This window comes from Burkholderia sp. 4M9327F10 (assembly GCF_005503145.1).
Taxonomy (GTDB): Bacteria; Pseudomonadota; Gammaproteobacteria; order Burkholderiales; family Burkholderiaceae; genus Paraburkholderia.
Genome location: NZ_SCNV01000051.1, coordinates 21,629 through 44,719, shown reverse-complemented (window position 1 = coordinate 44,719; position 23,091 = coordinate 21,629). Strand labels below are relative to the sequence as shown.

Here is a 23,091-nt window from a genome sequence, read left to right as displayed (position 1 = left end):
TGCTCTCGCGGTTGGTGGCAATGCACGTGTAGCAGGGCGCCCACGCGGGCCGGCCATGCGTCGACTGCCGCGTAGGGGTATCGCAGCTACTGGCGCGGCTTCAGGGTGGCAAACACCACCTAGCCGGCCTTATTCCGTCGAAATAAAAAGAATTTTTCTTACAGGAAGATAACGACGAGGCAGCTCAGAGCCCTTGCGCAGGACGCAAGGGCTGCAAGGGACGCAGGCAGGGGAATGCAGGGTAGCGCTTCAGGGGCAGGGTTACGGACGCGCGTCTTGCTGAGCCATGCGAATCAGCGTGGAGCGGTTGCCGACCCCAAGCTTTTGAAACGCGCGGTCCACGTGCGTGCGCACGGTGGTGTACGAAATGCCGAGCCGCTCCGCGATCTGCTTGTCGAGCAGGCCCTCGATGATGAGGCTAACCACTTCCTGCTCACGCGCGGTCAGTGCCTTGAGAACCCGCTCTGAAATCATACGGGTGTGCGCCGGCATGGCTTCAGCCAAACCGGCCGACGCGCGAGCACGGGCGAGTGCGGTAGTGAAGGCGGGACGAATCAGTTCGGCCAGTGCGAGATCGTGATCCGAGAAATTGTCGCGTTGCTTGCCGCGCCAGATGCGCAGGTCGCCGATATTCGTGTCGCCCGACCACGCAAAAATGTCCATGCCCCAATGCAGCCCGTCGCGGCGCAGGAAGTCGTTGAACAACTCGGTGCGCACGAGTTCCTGCTGGGGAATCACATCGGTGACGCGCACCGCTTGCCGGCAATTGTGCAACAAGGGGGTGACGGTGTCGTGGTACTGATAGTAGCGCTCGTAATCGGAGAGGTTGTCATCCGACATATTGAGTGCGACGCGATTCACATACTCTTGCTTCGTAGCATCCCATACATACGAGCCGAGATAATCCGCGCGCAGCAGATCGAGCATTCTGACGCCGACTTCCCGGCGCATTAAATCTTCCGGCAAGGCGTCAGCAAGAACGGCAAAAATGTCTGAGACCACGGCGGTCTCACGGCTTGTCAGATACATGGCGTTCCGGACTGCTCGAAAATCGACGTGAGGCCTGCGCCGTCTGGCGTCCGGCCGATAGGGGATAAACCAGGAAACCACTCCCGGCCAGCTTACACGGCCAAAGTTAATGATTCAAGCAAACAGTAAAAATGCCGTTAAGCCGTGAGCGTGATAGCTTCCTGGTGGCCGGGTAAGTGCGTAAATGTCCGTAAATGCGCGGCACCGGCCGCCACCTTATGCATGATTATCTTTCGCCAACGAGGAGCAGCATGCCGTTCATTCCGAATCTTCGCCGCCGCACACGTCCCGCCGCCGACATCACCGGCGCGGTGCCCGAGAGTCCCAGTTTTGGCTATATCGACACATTATTCGATTACGGCGCTTACCTGAGCGCGGTGCCTGATGCCCTCGGCCGGGTGCCGCCGGCAGCGGCGAACGGCACGATCGCGATTATCGGCGCGGGTATTGCCGGACTCGTCTGCGCGTATGAGCTGCTACGTGCCGGTGCGGCGAATGTCATGCTGTTCGAGGCCTCGGAGCGCATTGGCGGCCGCGCGTGGAGTTCAGTCTTTACGGAAGCCGCGCCCGAGTACCTCGCCGAACTGGGCGCGATGCGCTTTCCGCCCAGCGAGTACAGCCTGTTCCACTACCTCGACCGCTTCGGCATCCAGGCCACTTCGAGCTTTCCCGACCCCGGCGCGGTTCTGACCAACCTCGGCTATCAGGGTAAGACCTATACGTGGCCTGCACACGGCAATCCGCCCGATATGTTCACGACGGTCAACGCCGGCTGGAATGCCTTCATCAGCGAGGGTTTTACGCCGGAGAGCGGCCCCGCGCTGATTGCACCGGTGGCGATTACCGCCTTGCTGCGCAACGGGCAGGGCGCCGCGGCCCGCGACGCGTGGCAGGCCTATATCGATGCGTTCGGCAACGAGAGCTTCTACAGCGCGCTGTGCCGGATGTTCGGCAGTGCCAACCCGCCAGGCGGCACGCGCTGGCGCTTTCCCGACGACTACGAGCTGTTCGGTGCCCTCGGGGTGGGGTCGGGCGGCCTGGGGCCGATGTACCCGGTCGCCTTCCTCGAGATCGTCCGTTTGATGGTGGACGAACTGGAAACAGACCAGTTGTTTATCCCCGCGGGCATTGAATCGCTTGCACGCGCGTTTTCGACGCAGGTCTTTGCGCGGCGCTCGATCGCACAGCGCGTGGTCAAGACGCCGGTCTCGCGGGTCAGCCGCGACGCGGGAAAGGTCAAGCTGTGGCTCGCGGACGGCACCACACAGTTTGCCGACCGGGTGATTGTGACCGCGAGCACGCGCGCCATGCAGATCGACATGGGGCTCAACTCGGTGGGCTCAGCGCTTTCACCGCAACAGTGCACGGCAATCAGCGATGTGCATCTGACGAGTTCCTCCAAGGTCTTCGTCATGACCCAGCGCAAGTTCTGGCTGGACGAGAATCTGCCGGCCAACATTCAGACCGACACGCTGGTGCGCGGCGTTTATTGCCTCGACTATGCGCCGCAGAATCCCAATTCAGCGGGTGTCGTGCTGCTCAGCTATGCCTGGGAGGACGACGCAATCAAGCAACTGGCATTGGGCGACAACGTCCAGCGCGTGCAACGGCTGGTGACGGATCTCGCCCAGACCAACGCGGCATTCGCGCGCCATGTGGTGCCGATCAACAACGACTACGACACCTATGTGCGGGTGGTGGACTGGGATCTGGAGCGCGGCTACTACGGCGCCTTCAAGCTGAATTTTGCCGGTGGCGATGGCTATAGCCAGCAACTCTTCTTCCAGTTCCAGTCCAGCCGCGACGCGTCGACCGATCCCTACATCTACCTTGCGGGCGATAGCTGTTCGTTCACGGGAGGGTGGGTGGAAGGCGCTTTGCAGACCGGGGTCAACGCGGTTTGCGCGGTGATTCGGAGCCTCGGCGGTGAACTATACGGTGCGTCCAACCCGCTCGATGACATGGCGCCGCAATACAACTACGGCGGACGGGCGGCAGGGCTGGCCACCGGGTTTTAACCGCGCCAATCGTTTGCGCGGGCCATTTCAGGCAAAAAAAGACCCGCGCAAGGCGGGTCTTATCTCTCAGGTTCAGCGGCGCCCTTTGTATCAGGTGCTGTACGTGCAGTCTTCGCCGGGTCCGGCATCTGCGTTGGATCCGGTACTTCAAATAAATATACCTGATGCATATTCCCACTCCATCCTCATTTCTGAGGACAAAAAAAACGCCAGCTTACGCTGGCGTGAAAAGTTCTGGCAATTCCGAGGGCCGCCAGAACCTGAGAGACGGTAGGGCGCGACGAACGCGCCGATGCGAGTGTCGCAGCAGCAGATGAACATGTTGCGACGCGCATCAACTTCGCAATCTTACTGCTAAATCGTCCTCAGGAAATCAAAAACCGCAAGCTGTTAGATTTCACAGCTATTCTGCATCGACTTCAATGCCCTATAAATATCGTGCCGGCACGGTCCGCGGTATGCCGCTGTACTCTCAAGTGGCTTGCAGTCGAACGTGCCAGGCGGAGCACTAGATCAACCCGGTGGCAACGGCTTTGACGACGGCTTGCACCTTGTTGGTCGCAGCGAGTTTCAGCAGTACGTTGTTGACGTGGAAATTGACCGTCCGTTCGGTAATGCTGAGTATTTTGCCAATTTCATATGACGTTTTGCCTTCACCCGTCCAGCGCAGGACCTCGCGCTCGCGGGCGGTGAGCGTTGTGCTCACCTCAGGCAGGAGTTTGCTTTCGAGGAATTGACCCATCCGCATGTGGCAGAGATTGGATAGCCAGCTGGCCGGCAATTGAAGTTTCTCCAGCTCGGTGGGGGATAACGGCTCGGCGTGACGCGACATGGTTAGCAGTCCGAATGCACCATGTGCTGTCCAGCTGGATTGGGCGACGCCGAACCTGATGCCGAAATCCCAGGCGTCGGACCACAGGCGTGGCGCCTCGTCGTACATGGCATCGGGCCAGACGATCAGATTGGTGTTGCGCATGCCGGCGCGCACGGTTGGGTCGATGGCAAGAAAATTGTTGGTTTGATAGTGCTCCATCCAGCCGGGCGGGTAGGAGTCGAAAATCCTGACCGCCGGCTTCGAGACCGGCAGAGGCATGCGAATTCCGTAACAGCAATATTCGAAACCAAGCGCGCTGGCGAAAGACGTGATTTCCTCAAATAACTCATATTCGTCTCTTGCAGCATAAAACGACTGGTAAGCATCCTGGAAGTAAGATTCCATTTCGGCCCCCTCTCTCTCATATAACAGCTTTTTATCGAACCAAGCCCGTTCAGATCCAGCCACAGATAACAGGCCCGATGAAACTTCCTGCACTACGCTTCCATTTCCCGTCATCAGACGGCTATATCCGGGTTCCCGAACTCATGCTGAACCGCGTGACGCTGGCGCATGTGTCGTCAGGGATCGACACAGAGTTGCTGGCTCATTTGCGTGCGGACGCGATTGAAGCATTTAATGCCGGTTACACGGAGTGGCGGGGCGCAATCCACCCGTTCACGTCCCACATCTCGGTTGGTTGGGATTGGTATATCGAACGTACATCAGGCGCGTTCCTGATCGCCTGGGGCGATGTGAGAAGCAACCTGATGGGCGTCGATCGCTCAGGTACAGATATGGGAATGGCATGCACCGCGCAAGCGCTCATACGCCGGCTCATCCGGTTGAACTGGTCGCATACGGTGGCCGCCACCGTTGCTTCGCACGCATGTGAACAGCAGGGTCTTTTTCCCCCTGTTTACCGGCATTGAGCATTGCGGCAGCCATGTATCGATTACGAAATTCCTGCCGTTTATTTATAAGCAAAAGCCCCGCGCTTTGCAATCGTAAATTCGTTTTTCGGCAAAGCATTTTCACCAGTGAAAATTTTTTGTCATAAGCCCCTGTCAACTCTGTCAGTTACCACGGGCTTTTCCCCGGGCTCTAATGCGCTCGATTAAAACAGACCACGGGGCGCACAATGCGGACTGACATTCACGACGATGGACGCTTGCCCGAGGCTGTGGGCGATGCGCTCGCTCAATATCGGCACGAGATTTTTGTCAAGCAGCTCGGATGGCGGCTGCCGATGGCGGACAACGGCTTCGAGCGCGACCAGTACGACCGTGACGATACGGTCTACGTGGTCGGACGTGACGAAGCCGGTTCGATTTGCGGCTGTGCGAGGCTGCTGCCCACCACGCGGCCTTATCTTCTCAAAGACCTGTTTCCCTCTCTGCTTGCGCAGGGAATGGACGCGCCCGAATCGCCGGCGGTCTGGGAGCTGTCGCGCTTCGCGGCGAGTCCGCTGGCGATGGGGCAGTCCGAGAGCGGGGCGCTTAGCTGGGTGTTCCGGCCGATGCTGGCCTCGGTCGTGCGTTGCGCCGCGCAGCTCGGCGCGCGGCAAATCATCGGCGTCACCTACCTGAGCATGGAACGACTGTTTCGCCGCATTGGCGTACATGCGCACCGGGCAGGACCGGCCCAATGCATCGATGGCCGGATGGTGGTCGCCTGCTGGATCGACATCGACAGTCAGACGCTAGCGGCGCTCGATATCGAACTCACGCCCGATGAAGCCAGCCCACTGGCGGGATTCGCTCAAGCCCGGCGCGATCCGCTCTACGCAGCGTAAGCGTGCGGCTTTTGTACAGCGGCCGTATGGTCCACCTCAATTGACGATGCGGCCGGCATGATAAAGAATCGTAAGCATCGAATTCGATAATTTTGAAAAGTCTTGAATTCTTCTGGATCGACATATTAGTATCACACCGTAACGCGACACTATGCTCCACTGTGCATTACGGATGACGTAGTTTCTGCACTTTCTGGGTGCATACATATAAAGAGAATAAACGAGGCATCGAATACCCGATTGACGTCGCGTGTCGTATTGACGTGGCGTGCAAGCGGGGGTTCGCATCATATACATAGTGTGTGGTGCGGGCTGCGATGGCGCGGTAGCCGGCTTGGATCGCACCTTCCCCGGGGGGCAGGTGGCATGGGCCCGATCCATTGGCTGTACGGCTCCCAAAGCGTCCGCTCAGGCGGGCGCGGTATCAGTGCGCATTTGCTCAGGCAAGTGTACGGGATACGCCCATGCCCATCGAAAAACTGGTTGTTCCACTCCCGACAGGCCGGAAAGTCTACGTCGAGCGGCACGTATTCAATCCGGATTTCGAAAGTGTCATTCTGATCAACGGCGCATTAGCAACTACCGCGTCGTTTGGACAGACAATCAAATATCTAGGCGAGCGCTATAACGCGATCTGTTTCGATTTACCTTATGCGGGGCAATCGAAAGCCTATAACGCCGGCGAATTCGTTCTGACCAAGGACGATGAAGTCGATATTCTGCTGCATCTGATCGGCGTATTCGAACCGGCTTTCCTGCTTTCCGTGTCCTGGGGCGGCGTGGCCTCGCTGCTGGCGCTTTCGCGCAGGCAAACCAGCGTGCGGCGGGCGGTGATTGCCTCGTTCTCGCCCCTGCTCAACGCGGCCATGACCGACTACGTGAGCTGTGCGCGCGATTACATCGCCGCGGGCGAAAACCTCAGGGCCGCGCAACTGCTCAACGACACCGTGGGCCGTCATCTGCCCAGGATCATGAAGCTCTACAACTACCGGTATCTGACCGCACTGCCGCGCCAGGAACAGGAGCAGGTGGCGTTTCACGTCGAGCAGATCCTGGCGATTCGTCCCGAACAGTACCTGCACGAATTCCGTAATATCCGCTGCGAGCTCAAGTTCATCAACGGCGAGCTGGATGAATACACCACGCCCGACGATGTGCGGACGCTGGCAGTGCATCTTGCCCGCGCCGAATTCACCACCATCGAGCAGGCCGGTCACTTTCTCGATCTGGAAGGGCGTCATCAGTTGCGTCAGGTGCGCACGGCGATTTTCGATTTCCTGGGCGAAGCGGCCTGCGGGATTGCGGACGAAGGGTTCGCGCCGTTCGTTGTCACTCATTCAGAACAGGTTGCGCTACCGTGAATATCGTTCAAAGCCTTGCCATTGTGATTCCCTGGACGGTGTGGCTGATCTACTGGATTGCCACGTCAAAACAGGTCAAGCAGACCGCGCAACGGGAGACCTCGAATTCGCGCACCCTGCAGTCGATTCCGCTGATCGTGGGCGGTGCGCTGATCATCGTGCCGGACCTGAGCGCGGGCGCATGGATACCCGGCTGGCAGCACCTGCAGGTGGCGCAGTTCGCCGGTTTGGCCGTTCTGCTTGCGGGACTCGCGTTCTCGGTCTGGGCACGCTTGCACCTGGGCACCAACTGGAGCGTCTCGGTCACGCTCAAGGAAGGGCACGAACTGGTGCGCAGCGGCCCGTACCGGCTAGTACGGCATCCTATCTATACGGGTTGCCTGGTGGCGCTTGCCGGTGCCGTGCTGATCGGCGAGCAGTGGCGTTGTGCGGCCGGCCTGTTGCTGGTCTTCGCCTCGCTTGCCTACAAGGTGCGTGTCGAGGAAAGCTGGCTGACGCGCTACTTCGGGCCGGCCTATACGCAGTACCGCCAGGAAGTGGCCGCGCTGATTCCCGGTCTCTATTGACGCGCTCATGGCCAAGCTCATCATTACCGCCATCGGCTCCGCGGGCGACGTCCATCCGCTGATCGGCATAGGTCTGGCGCTGGCGGCGCGCGGGCACCGGATCGTATTCTGCACGCATGTGCCGTTTGCGGACCTGGTCGAGCGGCGCGGCTTCGAGTTCGTGCCGATCGGCACGCACGAAGAGTATGCGACGGCAATGGCCGATCCTGCGCTATGGAATCCGCGCACCTCGTTTCGAACCTTGTGGAATGTGATTGCTCCGACGCTGCGTCCGCATTTCGACACACTCGCTTCGCTCACTGACGCCGATACGGTGCTGGTGGGCACGCTATGGGCGTTCTCGGCGCGGCTGATGCAGGAGGTGCACGGGGTTCCGCTGGTGTCGGTACAGGTGTCGCCGTCGACCTTGCTTTCGGCCCACGCGCCGCCTACCCATAAGCGTCTGACCATCCCGCGGCGCCTGCCTCTTGGCCTGAAGGCCGGCTTGCTGGGCCTGGTGGAGCGACACGTGCTCGACAGGGTGTGCGGCCCCGCGTTGAACGCATTGCGCCGCGAACTCGGCCTTGGACCGGCGCGACGCATCATGGGCGACTGGCTGCATTCGACCGATGGCATCCTGTGCCTCTTTCCCGACTGGTTTGCGCAGCCGCAGCCCGACTGGCCGCAACCGCATCTGTTAAGCGGTTTTCCGCTGTTCAACGATCTCGGCTGGCCGGCGCCTGACCCTGGACTCGAGGCTTTTCTCGCAGCGGGCGAGCGTCCGCTGGTCTTCACGGCGGGCTCGACGCTGATCGATCAGGCGGGCTACGCGCATGCGGTGCAAGAGGCGCTGCAACTGAACGGGCTGCGCGGGATTCTGCTCACACCGGATGCGGCGAGGCTGGAAACGACCGCAGGCGATAGCGATGCCGCTCCTGCTCCCACGCCCGCTGTCCACGGCGCATTGCTCAAACGCCGCTATGTGCCGATGGGCACGTTGTTGCCGCGCTGCCGTGCGCTGGTGCATCACGGTGGCATTGGCACGGCCGCGCTTGCGTATGCCGCAGGGATTGCGCAGATTGTCACGCCGTTTGCCCACGACCAGTTCGACAACGCACAGCGCGTCGCCGACAGCGGCTGCGGCATCCGTATCGACGCACCCGTCAATGGCCGGACACTGGCGCGTGCCATCGACAAGGTGCTTGGCAACCCGTCGGTCGCACTTCAGTGCGGCCGCATCCAGGAGCGTCTGGCGGTTGCCGCAGACGGTTGCGAGGTGGCAGCGGCATATATCGAGCGTTTCGTTGGGCGGTCTGCGGCGCCTGCCAGCATGCCGGGGCAGGTAGAGCGCGCGTGGCCGGGCGCGCAACAGGTGCAACGCGCATGAGCGCGTCGTCCACCCCGGCGCGAGCCGTTGCCGCCGCAACGGGAGGGCCCGGTGCATTGCCTGCCATGCGCGGCGCGAGGCTTGCGTTGCTGACCTTCGCGTTATCGCTGGCGACCTTTATCGAGGTGCTGGATTCGACCGTCACCAACGTCGCGGTCCCGGCGATTTCAGGCGGCCTCGGCGTCTCGAACAGCCAGGGCACATGGGTCATCAGCTGCTATTCGGTCGCGGCGGCCATTGCCGTGCCGCTGACCGGCTGGTTGTCGAGGCGGGTAGGCGAGACGCGCCTGTTCGTCACGGCCGTGATCCTGTTTACGCTGACCTCGCTGTTGTGCGGCGTGGCGGGCGACTTCCATCTGCTGGTCGTGTGCCGCACGCTCCAGGGCCTGTTCTCCGGGCCGATGGTGCCGCTCTCGCAGACGATCCTGCTGCGCACTTTTCCGCCTGAAAAGCGCGTCGTGGCGCTCGCGTTATGGGCGATGACGGTACTGCTGGCGCCGATCTTCGGGCCGGTGGTCGGCGGCTGGATCATCGACAATTTTTCGTGGCCGTGGATTTTCCTGATCAACCTGCCGATCGGCCTGTTCTCGTTTGCGGTCTGCACTGCGCTGCTGCGCCCAGGCGCAGGCGAGGAGAAGCCGAAGCCGGAACCGGTCGATCTGGTCGGCATCTTGCTGCTGGTGGCCGGCGTCGGCTCGTTGCAGGCCATGCTCGATCTGGGCCACGATGCAGGCTGGTTCGATTCGCCGCTGATCCTTACGCTTGCCATCGTCGCAGCGCTCGCGATTGGCTCGCTGCTGATCTGGGAGGCAGGGGAGCTGCATCCGGTCGTCGATCTGAGCCTGTTCAAAGACCGAACCTTTTCGTTCTGTGTACTGATTATCTCGCTCGGCATGATGAGCTTCTCGGTGGTCGGCGTGATCTTTCCGCTCTGGCTGCAGGCCGTGATGGGCTACACCGCCTATCACGCGGGGCTCGCCACCGCGCCGCTGGGCATCCTTGCGCTGGTCTTCTCGATCTTGGTGGGACTGTTCTCGGCGCGCTTCGACGCGCGGGTGCTCGCGACCTTCGGCTTTCTCGTGTTTGCCGGCGTGCTCTGGTGGGACGCGCACTTTACGCTGACGATGACCTTCACGCAGATCATTACGCCGGGCCTGATTCAGGGCATCGGCCTGCCATGCTTTTTTATTCCGCTGACAGCCGCCACGCTCTCGCGCGTGCCGGACGAGAAGCTCGCAGCCGCCTCCAGCCTGTCGAACTTTCTGCGCACGCTCTCGGCGGCGTTCGGCACCGCGATGAGCGTGACCCTGTGGGACAACCGCGCCAGCTATCACTACGACATCGTCGCGCAGTCGGTGACGCATGCGTCGGCCAATACCCAGCGCTTCGTGCAAAGCCTGCACGGCATGGGTATCCAGGGCACACGCGAACTGACGACGCTGCATCAGATCGTGCAGCAGCAAGCCTACATGATGGCAACCGGCGACATGTTCTTTATGGCCAGCATGACCTGTCTCGTGCTGGCCGCGATGATGTGGCTGACACGCCCGAGACGTGGCGCCGCCATGAGTTTGGGCCACTGAGCTTTGGGCCATTGAGCCGATGAGGGAGGGAACTGCGATGACTATCCTTGGCGCCCTGGTGATTCTGTTTCATCCGACGGCCGAAGAACTTTCGCGCGTGCTCAGCGTGCATGAGCGTTGCGATGCGCTGACGGTGGTCGACAACTCGCCGCAAGCGGATCTCGCCGCAGCCGAGCGTCTTCGGGGCAGCGGGATTACGCTGTTGCATAACGGCAACCGCAACGGCATTGCCGGCGCGCTCAACTGCGGACTAGCCAGCCTGTTCGAGCAGGGCGTGGACGCGGTCGCGCTGTTCGATCAGGACTCCGTGGTGCCTGGCGGGTATTTTCCGGTCATGCGGGCCGCATGCGCGGCGCTCGGTTCGGGGTCGTTTCTTGCCGGTCCGCGTATCTTCGACGAAAACGATCAGCGCTTCCTGCCCGAACTGAGCACGGACGGCCTGACGGTGCAGCGCCTGAAGCTGAACGAGGGCGCCGTGCCGCAACGCTGCGCGTTTCTGATCTCGTCCGGATGCGTGATTTCTCGGCACGCATTCGAGACGCTCGGCCGCTTCGACGAACCGCTCTTCATCGATCACGTGGATACGGAATACTGCCTGCGGGCGCTGGCCCGCAACGTGCCGCTGTATGTCATCCCGTCCTTGATTCTCTCGCACAAGATCGGCGAGCGGCGGCGCCACCACCTGGGGCCGTTCCATATGACGGCAAGCAATCATCCGTGGTACCGCCGCTACTACAGCGCGCGCAATGCCATGCAGATCGGGCTGCAGTACGGCATGCGCTTTCCGGTTGCCATTGTGCCGAATCTGCTGACGCTGTGGCAGATCGTGCAGGTGCTATTGCTTGAAAAGGACAAACTCGCCAAGCTCAACGGTATTCTGCTTGGCATGTCGGATGGCCTGTTCGGCCGTCTCGGTCCATTGGAACGCACGCGCCCGGCGCTCGCCGCGCGTTTCGCACATAGGACGCAGTACGAATGAAGCACGCTCGTTTCGAACGTTGGCTGGGTCCGGCGTCGGCATCGGCGTTACCGCTTGCGCTGCTTTTTGCACTGACGCTCGCCGGCTGCGTCGACGATGCGGGCTTGCACGCCAACATCAAACCGTTGATGCCGGCGGCCGATGCGCTTGCGAAGACAGCCGGCACCCAGACCAACGGCGCATGGCCCACGCCCGACTGGGTGCAGCAATACCGCGACCCGCAGCTCAACGAACTGGTGGGCGAAGCGCTGCAGCAGAATCCGGACATGCAGATTGCGAAATCACGCATCGGCGTCGCGCAGTCGCAACTCGAACAGTTCGCCTCGCTGACCGGACTCACGGGCACCGCTGGGGCAAGCGTCACCAAGGCGCGCTTGCCGCAGCCGTCGGACGTGGCGAATGTGTCGGTGGCGGGAGAGACGATTCCGGTGCAGCTCTTCGGCGAACCCACGGCGTCACCCTCGGCGCTGTTCGCGGGGTTGAGCTATCAGTTCGACCTGTGGGGCAAGAATGCCGCCATGACGCGTGGACTCCTATCCGAGCGGGATGCTGCACGCGTGGATGCGGAGCAGGCGCGGCTCTCGTTGAGCGTGGCTGTCGTCACGCTGTATTTCGAACTGGATCGGGCCTACGCGTTGCAGGACAACCTGCAGGAAAAGCAGCACGCGAGCGAGTATGTCAACGACGTCTTGCGTGAACGCTTCGCACGTGGCCTCGATAACGCCTACGATGCAGCCGACGCGCTGCTCAAGCAAAACCGCCTCGTCGCGCAGATGGAACTCAACGACGAACAGATCAAGCTCACGCAGTTGCAGCTTGGCGTACTGAGCGGCCGTGGCGCGGAACGCGGCCTCGCGATTCACCGGCCGCAACTGGCCGACCTCGCGGACCTCGATCCGGCGGGCTTGCCGGCGCGCCTGCCCGTCGATCTGCTGGGGCGGCGTCCCGATATCGTCGCCGCCCGCTTGCGCGCCGAGGCCGCGGTGGCGAACGTCGATGCGACACGCGCGCAGTTCTATCCGGACGTGAATCTGGTGGCTTTCGCGGGCTTGACGGCGCTCACACCGGCCTCGCTGTTCACGCACGAAGCGCTGACCGGCTCCATCGGCCCGGCAATCTCGCTGCCGATCTTCGACCGCAGCCGCCTGCGTGCCAAGCTGGGCGGCGATTTTGCGAGCGTCGATGCGGCCGTCAGCCTCTACAACAAGACCATCGAGCAGGCGCTGGGAGAAGTGGCGCAGCGGCTGACTTCGTTGCGCACCGTCGATAAACTGGTGCAGCAGCAGGCGCAGGCGGTGGATGCCGCCACGCACATCGTTTCGATTGCCGACCAGCGTCACGAGCGCGGCCTCGTCATGCAAAAGGACGTAATGCTGGCCGACCTCACGCTGCTTGACGAGCGCGCCCAGCAGGTCGATCTGCAGACGCAGCGCCGCATGTTGCAGGTCCAACTGGTCGCCGCGCTGGGCGGGGGCTTTGACGAGCAAAAAATTGCCGGGCCGCCGCTTTCCCATTTTCAGGCTGCCTTTCCTTCACACGGCCGGATCACGGATACGCACTTCGACTGAATGTACAACGACAAGAACGATATCGACCGGGCCGCCCAGTCCCAGGCAGCCGCACTGCAGCAGGATGCCCGGCGGGCCACGCGGCGCCTGCGGCTCGCTCTCTTTCTGGGCATCGCTGCCCTGGCGGGGCTGGTTGCGCTCGGCTGGTGGGCGTTCAACGCACGCTTTTACGAGGAAACGGATGACGCCTATGTCGCCGGCAATATCGTGCAGATTGCCGCGCAGATTCCCGGCACCGTCACGGACATCCTCGCCGGCAACACGCAACGCGTGAAGGCCGGGCAAACGCTGGTGCAGCTCGACGATACCGAGGCGAGCGTCGCTTACACCCAGGCGCAGGCGCAACTCGCGCTGGCGGTGCGGCAGGTGGCCAATGCGAACCTCTCGCGCGGCTCATACGTGGAGGCGATCAAGGCGCGCCGCGCGGAACTGGCGTTGGCGCAGCAGGCGCTGGCGGCGCGCGATCATTCTCCAATCGAGATCGTCGCCCCGGAGGAGCTGGCGCACGCCCGTGAAACGGTGGCGGTGGCCGAGGCCAATCTCGCTTCGGCCCAGTCGCAACTGGATGCGGCGCGTGCGCTTGGCGGGGGCGGGCAGGCGCTCGAGGCGAATCCTGCGGTGCAGCAGGCCGCGGCGCAACTACGGCTGGCGTATCGCAATCTGCAGCGCTCGACGATCGTCTCGCCTGTCGACGGCACAGTGGGGCAGCGTTCCGTGCAGATCGGGCAGCAGGTTGGGCCGGGCGTGCCGTTGATGTCGATTATTCCGCTCGAACGGCTTTGGGTTGAGGCCAATTTCAAGGAAGGGCAGATCCGCCATATGCGGGTCGGTCAGCCGGTTCGCATCGTCTCGGATGTGTATGGCTCGCAGGTGGTGTATCGCGGCCGTGTAGAGGGCTTCTCAGCGGGGACGGGCAGCGCCTTTTCGATGCTGCCGTCGCAGAATGCGGCCGGCAACTGGATCAAGGTGGTGCAGCGCGTGCCGATCGTGATCTCGCTCGACCCGGACGAGTTGAATGCGCACCCGCTGCGTTTGGGGCTATCGATGCAGGTGTCGGTGGATACGCATGTGCGCACCGGGCAACTGATCGGCAACGATACGCCCGCGCCGCAGCAGAGCACGCGGGTGTACGACCAGGGCGCCGCGGAGGCGGAGAAGGTGGTTGCGAAGATCATTCGCGAGAACGCGGGGTTGTGAGGGATCTACCGCCGGAGGAAGCGTGGTGCGATTCAGTACCTCAAAAACCCCACTTCCAGCAGGCTTGATTTATTGAATGGATAGTCATAATATCCACCTCCATGAGCCAAGCTGCCTCTGCCAGGAAAACCCGCACCACGAGCGCCCGAGGGCGTCCGCGTGAATTCGACACGGCCACCGTGCTGGCGCACGCGAGCGAAGTGTTCTGGCGCCACGGCTACCACGCCACCTCGATCGACGACCTGTGCAAGGCCACCGGCCTGTTGCGCGGCAGTCTTTACGGCGTATTCGGCGACAAGCACGGCATTATGCTGGCCGCGCTCGATCATTACGCGGACGGCTCGATCGCACGCCTCGCCGGGCGGCTGAACGCGGCGGTATCGCCACAGGAGGCGTTGCGCAATGCGCTGATGCATTACGCCAAGACGTCGTCGGCACTCGCGCCGCAGCGCAGTTGCCTGATTACCAACACCACGCTGGAAATGCAGATTGACGATGAGGCGATGCGCACCCGCATCGCCTCGATCCAGCGCCGTATGGCCACGCTGCTTGCCGCCGCCGTGATTCGCGGCCAGGCAAGCGGCGACTTCAGCTCGACACTCGACGAAAAGGCAGTCAGCAATTTTCTGCTGTGCATCATGCAAGGGCTGCGTGTACTGGGCCGGGTCGCGCATGAAGAGCACGAGCTGACGGCGATTGTCGATGTCGCCATGCGCGCCCTCGTGTAAATTTTTTTGGCAAATTATTGAACGATCGGTCATGAATAGCGAATGCATCAAATCTACGCCGGCGGCGTTTGCAGTGCCGGGCACAGGTGCTGCAAGCGCTGCACCCGCCACCGGCCGTGCGGCCGAAGCGGCTCCGCATTTCGAGCGCCAGGGGCTCGCGCTCGCCGTGCTGTTCGTGGGCGCATTTCTCGCGCCGCTCGATTACTTCATTGTCAACCTTGCGCTGCCGGCGATCCATACCGGCCTGGGCGCCACCGACGCGCAGTTGCAACTGATCGTCTCGGCATATGCGTCCGCGTATGCCGTGCTCCTGATTACCGGCGGGCGCCTGGGCGACCTGTTCGGGCGGCGCCGCATGTTTATGACCGGCATGGCGGGGTTCGTAGTGGCATCGGCCTTGTGCGGCTTTGCGCCGAGCGGACATGTGCTGGTGCTCGCGCGGATCGTGCAGGGCATGGCGGCCTCCGTCATGGCGCCACAAGTGCTGGCCACGATCCGTGCGGTGGTGCCGCTCGCCCAGCAAACCCGCGTGATGAGCTTTTACGGTTTCGTGTTCGGCCTGGCCTCTATCGTCGGGCAACTCGGCGGCGGTGCGCTGATTACGTACCGGCCGTTCGGTCTCGACTGGCGCGTCATCTTTTTGATCAACATTCCGGTGGGCATCCTTGCGTTTATCGGCACCTGGAAATTCGTGCCGGAAAACCAGCCTGCCGTGCGCACGGGTGTGGACCTGAAGGGCGTCGGTTTGCTGTCGCTGTTGCTGCTGCTGGTGATCTATCCGATGACGCACGGCCGCGAGGCCGGTTGGCCCGCCTGGACGTTTGTGATGTTTGCGCTGAGCGTGCCGGTGTTCGCGCTGTTCGTCGCCACAGAACGGCGCGTGGAGCGCGGCGGCGGTCACCCGCTGGTCGACCTGCAATTGTTCCGTAATCCGGCATTTGCGCTCGGCCTCGTGCTGGCGTTCCTGTTTTACTGCAACAGCGCGTTCTTTCTGACTTACGGCATCTACTTGCAGACCGGTCTGCACTGGACGCCGCTTGCCTCCGGTGTCGCCATCATGCCGTTTGCAATCGGCTTCGTGGTCGGACCGCTGACCTCGCCGGCAGTGGTGCGGCACATCGGCGGCCATGTGCTGACGCTCGGCTTTTCGATGATGACCGTGGGTTTTACCGCAACGGGTTGGTCGGCCACGCATGCCGCCGCACCGGATCTGCTGTTCTACTGCGGTCTCGTCTGTGCGGGTGTCGGCCACGGCCTGCTGTTGCCGTCGATCATGCGCACGGTGCTCACGGAAGTGGCGCCGCAAAAGGCCGGGCTGGCTTCGGGCGTGGTGACGTCGACCCTGCAGATCGGCTCGGCGTTCGGTACGGCGGCAATCAGCGGTGCGTTTTTTGGCGTGCTGGGGGGCCGGGCAACGGCGGATGCTTACGCGCATGCGTTTCAGTACAGCCTCGGCATCAACGCGCTGTTGATGCTGACCTGTATCGGCTTGAGTGCGCTACTGGTGCGCCATCAGCGAACCTCGATTCACCATTGAAGTGACAAAACCGGCCAGATGGCAGTGACCGGGCATTTCACTGCACCGACTTAATGCGGCGGGCCCTCAATTGGTGATATTCATGGATGAGCGGCTGGTTTATGGGTGGTTTTCAAAATAATGAATTTCGTAAAATTGTTTCATCGCTGTAACTGAAATTGAAATGCTAGGTCTGATGAAAGCCGTTCAGTATCTTTTACGGTGCGGGCGTTCGATTCGCGTAATTTGTTCCCGCGCTGAGGCCCGTGGGGCGGGGCGGAGAGGATTTGCTGAATAGGTTTTAGCGAGCCGATCATTGTTTCATCCGTTGAGCCGATGATCGAAATGTAATTCCCGTCCGCGTGAAAACGGTATCAATAAAAATCACTTGCGAGCCGGAATTTCAATTGTTAATCTTGGCAAACTTTATAAATCTTTCGCCAGCCATCCGGCTGAGACCATGTGTTTGCGTTAAAACATCTCACGGCCTTCGTCTTCGGGGATTGATATGCTGACTGCCACTCTCGATGCATTCGATACACCGTCAATCGCGCCGCTCAATGTCGGCGACGTCGTCACGCTCAAATCGGGCGGCCCGCGCATGACCGTAACCTATAGCGGTCCTGTCGCGCTCACGTCGGGTGACTGGGTAATTTGCCAGTGGTTCGACGAACAGGGCGAACTGCGCCAGGAGATGTTCGAGCAGGGCCAGGTCCGGCTCGAACCGCGCTCCATCCCGGCAGGCTCGGTGAAACTGCGCACGTTCACACGTGTCGCGCACTCAGGCTGATCTGACCTGATCTCGCCTGCTCCTGCGCGGTCCTGCCCGATTCGCCCCGAAGCTCAGATGGCTGGGGGCTTGCCCACGGCCTTGGCCATTTCGGTGGTCGGCGCCCAGCCGAGTCCTTCGTAAAGCGGGCGCCCCATCTGGGTGGCGTGCAGAATCGCGTAGGGCAAACCTCGCTCGCTAAACGCCGCCTCCGCGCGGTCCATCAAGGCACGTGCGATGCCGCGTTGACGGTGGCTGGGTTCCACATAGACATTCAACACGTAGCCGCGCCGGTCCTGTTCCGGATGGAGCGGGTGTGGCGGCCAGTCGAGTTCCATCAGGCCGATGCCCGCCACCGGCGCGTCGCCATCCAGCGTAATAAAGCCAAAGTATGAGCCGTCCGCGAGGCGCGGTTGCAGCCACGTGCGAAAGGCTGGCGTCATCTGTTCGAGCACAGCGGCGTCGCGCCCTGCCTCACGGAACATTTCATGGCGGTGGCGGCAGATCAGCTCCAGATCGCCAGCCTGTAGAGGGCGCGTGTGCAGCATCTCAGCGCCGCGCTTCAGTGGCCATGCGCACCGCGAGGCCCGCGAGCACGGTGCCCATCAACCAGCGCTGCACCAGGATCCACCCTGGGCGTCGCGCGAGAAACACGGCGATCGAGCCGGCCATTGTCGCCACCAGTGCATTGATCGTCAGGCTAAGGGCGATCTGCATCGACCCCAGCACCAGCGATTGCTCCAGCACGTGACCCTGTTGCGGATCGATAAACTGCGGCAGCAGCGAGAGATACAACACCGCGATTTTGGGGTTCAGCAGGTTGGTGACGAAACCCATCGCAAACAGTTTGCGCGGGCTGTCAGCCGGCAGATCGCGCACCTGAAACGGCGAGCGCCCGCCCGGTTTGACGGCTTGCCACGCGAGCCACAGCATATACAGGGCGCCGCCGAAGCGCAGCGCGTCATAGGCGAACGGCACGGCCAGCAGCAAGGCAGTGATGCCGAGCGCGGCGCTGAACATATAAAACACAAAACCGAGCGCCACACCGCCAAGCGAGATCAGGCCAGCGGTACGCCCCTGACAGATCGAGCGCGAGACGAGGTACAGCATGTTCGGACCAGGCGTAAGCGCCATGCCGAACGCGACGAGACCAAAGGTCAGCAGCTTGCTGAGTTCGGGCATTGCAGGACTCCAGAGAGAGTGGTGCGCGAGGTGAAGGGACCGGCCGATTATTTCATGCATGGAGAAAACGCGGCAATCGGCCGAACGGCCGAGTGGTCAGCGCACGAGAACGCGCTGCGGCGGGCCGCCGTCTTGCCGTGGGCTGCGGCTGGCAACGCGGGAACGGGCAGGAAGGCGTAATGAGCAAGCGCAAGCGAGCAAGGAAGCGCCTAGCGCCCGTCCTTGCTCCGGTTCGTGCGGCTCTGCACGCGCTGGATCAGCATGGTCGAAAAGGTTTTCATCCTGACGACGCGCCGTGTCTCGGCCACTTCGGTGGCGACGTTTTTTGGCGGGTTCGGCTGCAGCGCCCAGTACAAGGCGGCCAGCCAGCCGAAACCGGTCCAGCCTAGACAGGCGTTGAATAGCGCGAGCGTCAGCAGGTCGTGACGCTTGCGCCGGTCGGCGAGAATCGCCGGCAGGAAATACGCCCCTAGTGCGACGACCGCAGCCACCGCTTGAACTACCGTGCTGCCCATCGCGGGACTCCCGGCGTAGTGCCAATTTCACAATTGTCGCGCGATTGGGCAATTTGCGCAGAGGCTTGCTGCTCCACCGCCGGTTCGCGCTCCCGGCCTGAGTTTCGGCCATCTTGCGCAACGGCGCTGGAAGCGTTCTGCGCTGCCCTGGCCGGATGGGGGACTTCAGGCCGGCCCGCTAGAGGACTATCATGTGCGTTTTGACCGACCGACCGGACAGCCATCATGATTTCCGACGACACCACCCAGCAGACCAGGAAAATCAACCACGACACGCTACGCGAGTTCGTGGATCGCAAGTGGAACGACGAGATCGTACCGGCGCTCACCGACTATATCGCCGTACCGGCCAAGAGCCCCGGTTTTGACGCGGACTGGGCGAGGCACGGTTTTATCGACCGGGTGGTGACGGATGCGGCGCAATGGGCCGAGCAACAGCCCGTCAAAGGCCTGAAGCTGGAAGTAATCCGCCTGCCGGGCCGCACGCCGGTGATTTTCTTCGAAACGGCGGCCACCCGTTCGGGCAGTACCGAAACCATCGTGCTGTATGGCCACCTCGACAAGCAGCCTGAGTTCGACGGCTGGCGTAACGACCTCGGTCCGTGGACTCCCAAGCTGGAAGACGGCAAGCTTTACGGCCGCGGCGGCGCGGACGACGGCTACGCGATCTACGCCAGCCTGACGGCGCTCGCCGCGCTGGACGCCCAAGGCATCGAGCGGCCGCGCTGCGTCGGCCTGATCGAAACCTGCGAGGAGTCGGGCAGCTACGACCTGCTGCCGTACGTCGACGCGTTGCGCGAGCGGCTCGGCACGGTGAGCCTCGTCGTATGTCTCGATTCCGGCGCCGGCAACTACGACCAGCTATGGCTGACCACCTCGTTGCGCGGCCTCGTGTCGGGCGACCTCGAAGTCCATGTCCTCGATGAGGGCATTCACTCGGGCGGCTATGGTGGCATCACGCCGTCGAGCTTCCGCATCATGCGGCAACTGTTCGACCGCCTCGAAGACGCCTCGAACGGCAACCTGCTGCCGAAGGGTTTCCATGCGCCGATTCCCGCGGATCGTCTGCGCGAAGCCGAGGCCACTGCGCAGATTCTGGGCGACGACGTCTGGAAGAAGATTCCGTGGGCGTGCGGCCAGGACGGCCGGCAGGTGCTGCCCACCACGACCGATCCGAAAGAGGCGCTGCTCAACTCCACCTGGCGGCCGTCGCTCTCGGTGACGGGAGCAGCCGGCTTGCCGGCTATCGCCGACGCCGGCAATGTGCTGCGTCCCCGTACGGCCTTCAAGCTGTCGCTGCGCCTGCCGCCGCTTCTCGATGCAGTCAAGGCGGTTGCGGAGCTGAAGGCGCTGCTCGAGGTCGACCCGCCGTATAACGCCAAGGTCACGTTCAAGCCGGACGCCGGTGCGGCGACCGGCTGGAGCGCGCCCGATCTGACGCCGTGGCTCGCTGCGGCGCTTAACGAGGCGTCGCGTGAGCATTACGGCGCGGACTGTGCCTATATGGGGCAGGGCGGCACGATCCCGCTGATGAACGTGCTGAAGGAAGGCTTCCCGCACGCGCAGTTCATGGTGTGTGGCGTGCTCGGACCGAAGTCGAACGCCCATGGGCCGAATGAGTTCCTGCATGTGCCGTATGGCAAGAAGCTGACGGCGGCGGTGGCCGATGTGATCGCGGCGGCGCCGTGACATGAGCGCTCCGCGTGCAGCCTCAGTGGCAACGGCAGTGACAACGGCGGTGACAACTGCAGCGGCCCCGCTCAGGATCGCGTCGTCGTCTCTGCACGCGTTCGTCCGGGCCATCTGGGAGCAGGCGGGCAGCGCGCCACGCGAGGCCGAACTGGTGGCCGACCACCTGCTCGCCGCCAATCTGGCCGGGCACGACTCGCACGGCGTCGGCATGATCCCGCGCTATGCGGCGTCGCTGCGCGACAACGAGCTCAAGCTCAATCTGCATGCGCAAGTGGTGCGCGACGCTGGCGCGGTGCTCACCATCGAAGGCGGCAAAGGCTTTGGCCAGGTGATCGCGTACGAGGCGATGGAGCGCGGCATCGAGCGTGCACGGCAGCTCGGCATCTGCGCGGTCGGCCTGCGCGGCGCGCATCATATTGGCCGCATCGGTCATTGGGCCGAGCAGTGTGCGCGTGCCGGGCTCGTTTCGTTTCACTTTGTCAATGTGGCGGGCGACCCGCTCGTTGCGCCGTTCGGCGGAACGGACCGCCGCATCGGCACCAATCCGTTTTGCGCTGCTTTTCCGCGCAGCGGCAAGCCGCCGCTCGTGCTCGATTTCGCTACCAGCGCGGTCGCATTCGGCAAGGTGCGGGTGGCGTATAACCAGGGCAAGCAGGTGCCTCCCGGCGCACTGATCGATCACGACGGGCATGCCACACTCGATCCGGCTGTGATGATGGAAGCGCCGCTCGGATCGCTGCAGCCGTTCGGCGGCTACAAGGGTTTCGGGCTCGCGGCGATGTGTGAGATTTTTGCCGGCGCTCTGTCAGGCGGCTACACCACCCACGCGGACACGCTTGGCACGAACCACGCCGTCATCAACTGCATGCTGTCGGTGATTCTCGATCCGGCCGCCTTCGATGCCCCGAACGCCGAGGCCGAAGCGCAAGCGTTTGTCGAATGGCTGAAGGCCTCGCCGCTGGCTGCGGGCAGCGAGAACATCCTCGTGCCCGGTGAGCCGGAGCGCGCCACGCGCGCCGAACGCGAGGCGCACGGCGTGCCGGTCGACCCCGCTACCTGGCAACAGATCTGCGCCGCTGCCCTGGCGCTTGGCATGCCGGCGCAGCAACTCGAGCACTGGTCCGCAGCAGTGCAGTGATGCCCCAGCCGCTCGGCGTCCCGAGTGCGCCGCCGTATCGCCAATCGACTTCGCTTGAATATTACCTCGCGCCGTATTTCGCATTACATTTCCTGACGGCAAAGAATTGCCGTCCTTCTCTAATCCGGCAATAAATTCCGTATTCGGGCGCGCATTCGGCCGTCTGCCGATTTTCCTGTCAGTTTGACGCAATGATTACCACGCCGCTTCACGCAGGCAATCGTTTGCGCCCATGCCTCTCAGTCCCCGTTTGAAACCTCCTTCACAGCCCTTTCGTCAAGGGGCCACAAGGGTGACTTGCGTTCGTCCGTTAGCTAACCCGCTCCCGTCATATTGAGGTCTGCTTTAGGCTCGACTTGCGTTACCGCCGTTTAACCTTAAAGGACCATTCAAAATGAACCTTCACAACCATCACGCCTGCCGTCCGTTCCTCGAAGCGGGTAATTTGTCGCAAATTTCCGCCTACTACGAAGAGGGACGCAACATCATGTGGATGATGTTGCGTGCGCAGCCGCGTCCGTGTTTTAACCTTGAACTGGTGCACGATATTCTGGGTCTGGCTCAGGCCGCGCGTGAGTCCGGCTTGCCGATCGATTTCTGGGTGACGGGCTCACTGATTCCGGCGATGTACAACGTCGGCGGCGATCTGGACTTCTTTGCCGAGACGATCCGGGCCGGCAAGCGCCAGGCCCTGATGTCGTATGCGCGCGCGTGCGTCGATTGTGTGCACGCCGCGGCGCGCGGCTTCGATACCGGCGCAATCTCGATTGCGATGGTGGAGGGGACGGCGCTCGGCGGCGGCTTCGAAGCCGCGCTTGCGCATCACTTTCTGCTCGCGCAGAACGATGCGCGCATGGGTTTCCCCGAGATCGCCTTCAATCTGTTCCCGGGTATGGGCGGATACTCGCTCGTCGCCCGCAAGGCCGGGATGCGCCTCGCGGAAGAACTGATCGGCATTGGCGAGTCGCATACCGCGGAATGGTATGCGGGCAAGGGACTGGTCGACCAGTTGTTCGAGCCGGGAGAGGCCTATGTGGCGACGCGTACCTTCGTCGACACCTTGCGCCCCAAGATGAATGGCATCCGCGCCATGCTGCGAGCCCGCCAGCGGGTGCTGCAGCTCTCGCGCGCCGAACTGATGGAGATTACGGAAGACTGGGTGGAGGCCGCGTTCACGATTGAAGAAAAGGATCTGGCCTTCATGGAGCGGCTCGTGATGTTGCAGAACCGCCGCACCTCCAGTCTGCGCCAGACTAGCGCGAGCATTGCCTAGAC

21 protein-coding genes are annotated in these 23,091 nt (G+C 62.4%); 16 read left to right on the top strand and 5 right to left on the bottom strand.

Annotation, left to right across the window (positions count from 1 at the left end; translation table 11 throughout):
- Positions 1-261: 261 nt before the first annotated feature.
- Positions 262-951: a LuxR family transcriptional regulator gene (locus tag FFS45_RS42805; RefSeq protein ID WP_283204778.1), complete on the bottom strand. Its 690-nt coding sequence runs from the start codon at positions 949-951 to the stop codon at positions 262-264.
- Between the two features lie 329 nt (positions 952-1,280).
- On the opposite strand from FFS45_RS42805, the gene FFS45_RS31750 reads away from it, so the two are divergent.
- Positions 1,281-3,047, top strand: a complete 1,767-nt coding sequence (locus FFS45_RS31750; protein WP_137958600.1) for an NAD(P)/FAD-dependent oxidoreductase — start codon at positions 1,281-1,283, stop codon at positions 3,045-3,047.
- Positions 3,048-3,555: 508 nt separating this feature from the next.
- Here FFS45_RS31750 and FFS45_RS31745 read toward each other — a convergent pair.
- Positions 3,556-4,266 carry an autoinducer binding domain-containing protein gene (locus tag FFS45_RS31745; protein WP_137958599.1) on the bottom strand — a complete coding sequence of 237 codons (711 nt, stop codon included), beginning with the start codon at positions 4,264-4,266 and terminating at the stop codon, positions 3,556-3,558.
- A 77-nt stretch (positions 4,267-4,343) separates the two neighbouring features.
- On the opposite strand from FFS45_RS31745, the gene FFS45_RS31740 reads away from it, so the two are divergent.
- From FFS45_RS31740 to FFS45_RS31685, 12 genes are all read left to right on the top strand, one after another.
- Positions 4,344-4,793: a DUF4902 domain-containing protein gene (locus FFS45_RS31740; protein ID WP_137958598.1), complete on the top strand. Its 450-nt coding sequence runs from the start codon at positions 4,344-4,346 to the stop codon at positions 4,791-4,793.
- 209 nt (positions 4,794-5,002) lie between these two features.
- Complete coding sequence (locus FFS45_RS31735) at positions 5,003-5,656, top strand: acyl-homoserine-lactone synthase (protein WP_137958597.1); 654 nt, start codon at positions 5,003-5,005, stop codon at positions 5,654-5,656.
- Positions 5,657-6,120: 464 nt separating this feature from the next.
- Complete coding sequence (locus FFS45_RS31730; RefSeq protein ID WP_137958596.1) at positions 6,121-7,017, top strand: alpha/beta hydrolase; 897 nt, start codon at positions 6,121-6,123, stop codon at positions 7,015-7,017.
- Positions 7,014-7,583 (top strand): isoprenylcysteine carboxylmethyltransferase family protein, encoded by a 570-nt coding sequence (locus tag FFS45_RS31725; RefSeq protein ID WP_137958595.1) that lies wholly within the window; start codon positions 7,014-7,016, stop codon positions 7,581-7,583. Before FFS45_RS31730 ends, FFS45_RS31725 begins: the two co-directional genes overlap by 4 nt.
- A gap of 7 nt (positions 7,584-7,590) precedes the next feature.
- A complete protein-coding gene (locus FFS45_RS31720; protein WP_137958594.1) occupies positions 7,591-8,949 on the top strand; it encodes a nucleotide disphospho-sugar-binding domain-containing protein in 1,359 nt (452 codons plus the stop codon).
- On the top strand, positions 8,946-10,532 hold the full coding sequence (locus FFS45_RS31715; RefSeq protein WP_137958593.1) for a DHA2 family efflux MFS transporter permease subunit: 1,587 nt from the start codon (positions 8,946-8,948) through the stop codon (positions 10,530-10,532). The genes FFS45_RS31720 and FFS45_RS31715 overlap by 4 nt, the downstream gene beginning before the upstream one ends.
- 37 nt (positions 10,533-10,569) lie before the next feature.
- Positions 10,570-11,511, top strand: a complete 942-nt coding sequence (locus FFS45_RS31710) for a glycosyltransferase family 2 protein (RefSeq protein ID WP_137958592.1) — start codon at positions 10,570-10,572, stop codon at positions 11,509-11,511.
- Positions 11,508-13,079, top strand: a complete 1,572-nt coding sequence (locus FFS45_RS31705; protein ID WP_137958591.1) for an efflux transporter outer membrane subunit — start codon at positions 11,508-11,510, stop codon at positions 13,077-13,079. Before FFS45_RS31710 ends, FFS45_RS31705 begins: the two co-directional genes overlap by 4 nt.
- Complete coding sequence (locus tag FFS45_RS31700; RefSeq protein WP_137958590.1) at positions 13,080-14,276, top strand: HlyD family efflux transporter periplasmic adaptor subunit; 1,197 nt, start codon at positions 13,080-13,082, stop codon at positions 14,274-14,276.
- Positions 14,277-14,377: 101 nt separating this feature from the next.
- Positions 14,378-15,004 (top strand): TetR/AcrR family transcriptional regulator, encoded by a 627-nt coding sequence (locus FFS45_RS31695; protein WP_137958589.1) that lies wholly within the window; start codon positions 14,378-14,380, stop codon positions 15,002-15,004.
- Positions 15,005-15,035: 31 nt separating this feature from the next.
- On the top strand, positions 15,036-16,541 hold the full coding sequence (locus FFS45_RS31690) for an MFS transporter (protein ID WP_137958588.1): 1,506 nt from the start codon (positions 15,036-15,038) through the stop codon (positions 16,539-16,541).
- A 487-nt stretch (positions 16,542-17,028) separates the two neighbouring features.
- Entirely contained in the window at positions 17,029-17,310 is a 282-nt protein-coding gene (locus FFS45_RS31685; RefSeq protein WP_137958587.1) for a YodC family protein, read from the top strand.
- 53 nt (positions 17,311-17,363) lie between these two features.
- Here the strand turns inward: FFS45_RS31685 and FFS45_RS31680 are convergent, their stop codons facing one another.
- From FFS45_RS31680 to FFS45_RS31670, 3 genes are all read right to left on the bottom strand, one after another.
- Positions 17,364-17,837: a GNAT family N-acetyltransferase gene (locus tag FFS45_RS31680; RefSeq protein WP_137958586.1), complete on the bottom strand. Its 474-nt coding sequence runs from the start codon at positions 17,835-17,837 to the stop codon at positions 17,364-17,366.
- 1 nt (position 17,838) lies between these two features.
- A complete protein-coding gene (locus FFS45_RS31675) occupies positions 17,839-18,471 on the bottom strand; it encodes a LysE family translocator (RefSeq protein ID WP_137958585.1) in 633 nt (210 codons plus the stop codon).
- 209 nt (positions 18,472-18,680) lie between these two features.
- Entirely contained in the window at positions 18,681-18,986 is a 306-nt protein-coding gene (locus tag FFS45_RS31670; RefSeq protein ID WP_137958584.1) for a superinfection immunity protein, read from the bottom strand.
- 225 nt (positions 18,987-19,211) lie between these two features.
- On the opposite strand from FFS45_RS31670, the gene FFS45_RS31665 reads away from it, so the two are divergent.
- The 3 genes from FFS45_RS31665 (at position 19,212) to FFS45_RS31655 (ending at position 23,089) form a co-directional block, all read left to right on the top strand.
- A complete protein-coding gene (locus FFS45_RS31665; RefSeq protein ID WP_137958583.1) occupies positions 19,212-20,675 on the top strand; it encodes a M20 family metallopeptidase in 1,464 nt (487 codons plus the stop codon).
- Position 20,676: 1 nt separating this feature from the next.
- Complete coding sequence (locus tag FFS45_RS31660; protein WP_137958582.1) at positions 20,677-21,816, top strand: malate/lactate/ureidoglycolate dehydrogenase; 1,140 nt, start codon at positions 20,677-20,679, stop codon at positions 21,814-21,816.
- Positions 21,817-22,210: 394 nt separating this feature from the next.
- Positions 22,211-23,089: a crotonase/enoyl-CoA hydratase family protein gene (locus FFS45_RS31655; protein ID WP_137958581.1), complete on the top strand. Its 879-nt coding sequence runs from the start codon at positions 22,211-22,213 to the stop codon at positions 23,087-23,089.
- Positions 23,090-23,091: the final 2 nt, after the last annotated feature.

Coding starts and splice junctions, on each gene's coding strand:
- FFS45_RS31745 (WP_137958599.1), bottom strand. CDS start 4,266: ATGGAATCTTACTTCCAGGATGCTTACCAGTCGTTTTATGCTGCAAGA.
- FFS45_RS31710 (WP_137958592.1), top strand. CDS start 10,570: ATGACTATCCTTGGCGCCCTGGTGATTCTGTTTCATCCGACGGCCGAA.
- FFS45_RS31675 (WP_137958585.1), bottom strand. CDS start 18,471: ATGCCCGAACTCAGCAAGCTGCTGACCTTTGGTCTCGTCGCGTTCGGC.
- FFS45_RS31660 (WP_137958582.1), top strand. CDS start 20,677: ATGAGCGCTCCGCGTGCAGCCTCAGTGGCAACGGCAGTGACAACGGCG.
- FFS45_RS31655 (WP_137958581.1), top strand. CDS start 22,211: ATGAACCTTCACAACCATCACGCCTGCCGTCCGTTCCTCGAAGCGGGT.
- FFS45_RS31685 (WP_137958587.1), top strand. CDS start 17,029: ATGCTGACTGCCACTCTCGATGCATTCGATACACCGTCAATCGCGCCG.
- FFS45_RS42805 (WP_283204778.1), bottom strand. CDS start 951: ATGCGCCGGGAAGTCGGCGTCAGAATGCTCGATCTGCTGCGCGCGGAT.
- FFS45_RS31740 (WP_137958598.1), top strand. CDS start 4,344: ATGAAACTTCCTGCACTACGCTTCCATTTCCCGTCATCAGACGGCTAT.
- FFS45_RS31715 (WP_137958593.1), top strand. CDS start 8,946: ATGAGCGCGTCGTCCACCCCGGCGCGAGCCGTTGCCGCCGCAACGGGA.
- FFS45_RS31670 (WP_137958584.1), bottom strand. CDS start 18,986: ATGGGCAGCACGGTAGTTCAAGCGGTGGCTGCGGTCGTCGCACTAGGG.
- FFS45_RS31700 (WP_137958590.1), top strand. CDS start 13,080: ATGTACAACGACAAGAACGATATCGACCGGGCCGCCCAGTCCCAGGCA.
- FFS45_RS31690 (WP_137958588.1), top strand. CDS start 15,036: ATGAATAGCGAATGCATCAAATCTACGCCGGCGGCGTTTGCAGTGCCG.
- FFS45_RS31680 (WP_137958586.1), bottom strand. CDS start 17,837: ATGCTGCACACGCGCCCTCTACAGGCTGGCGATCTGGAGCTGATCTGC.
- FFS45_RS31720 (WP_137958594.1), top strand. CDS start 7,591: ATGGCCAAGCTCATCATTACCGCCATCGGCTCCGCGGGCGACGTCCAT.
- FFS45_RS31705 (WP_137958591.1), top strand. CDS start 11,508: ATGAAGCACGCTCGTTTCGAACGTTGGCTGGGTCCGGCGTCGGCATCG.
- FFS45_RS31695 (WP_137958589.1), top strand. CDS start 14,378: ATGAGCCAAGCTGCCTCTGCCAGGAAAACCCGCACCACGAGCGCCCGA.
- FFS45_RS31665 (WP_137958583.1), top strand. CDS start 19,212: ATGATTTCCGACGACACCACCCAGCAGACCAGGAAAATCAACCACGAC.
- FFS45_RS31730 (WP_137958596.1), top strand. CDS start 6,121: ATGCCCATCGAAAAACTGGTTGTTCCACTCCCGACAGGCCGGAAAGTC.
- FFS45_RS31750 (WP_137958600.1), top strand. CDS start 1,281: ATGCCGTTCATTCCGAATCTTCGCCGCCGCACACGTCCCGCCGCCGAC.
- FFS45_RS31735 (WP_137958597.1), top strand. CDS start 5,003: ATGCGGACTGACATTCACGACGATGGACGCTTGCCCGAGGCTGTGGGC.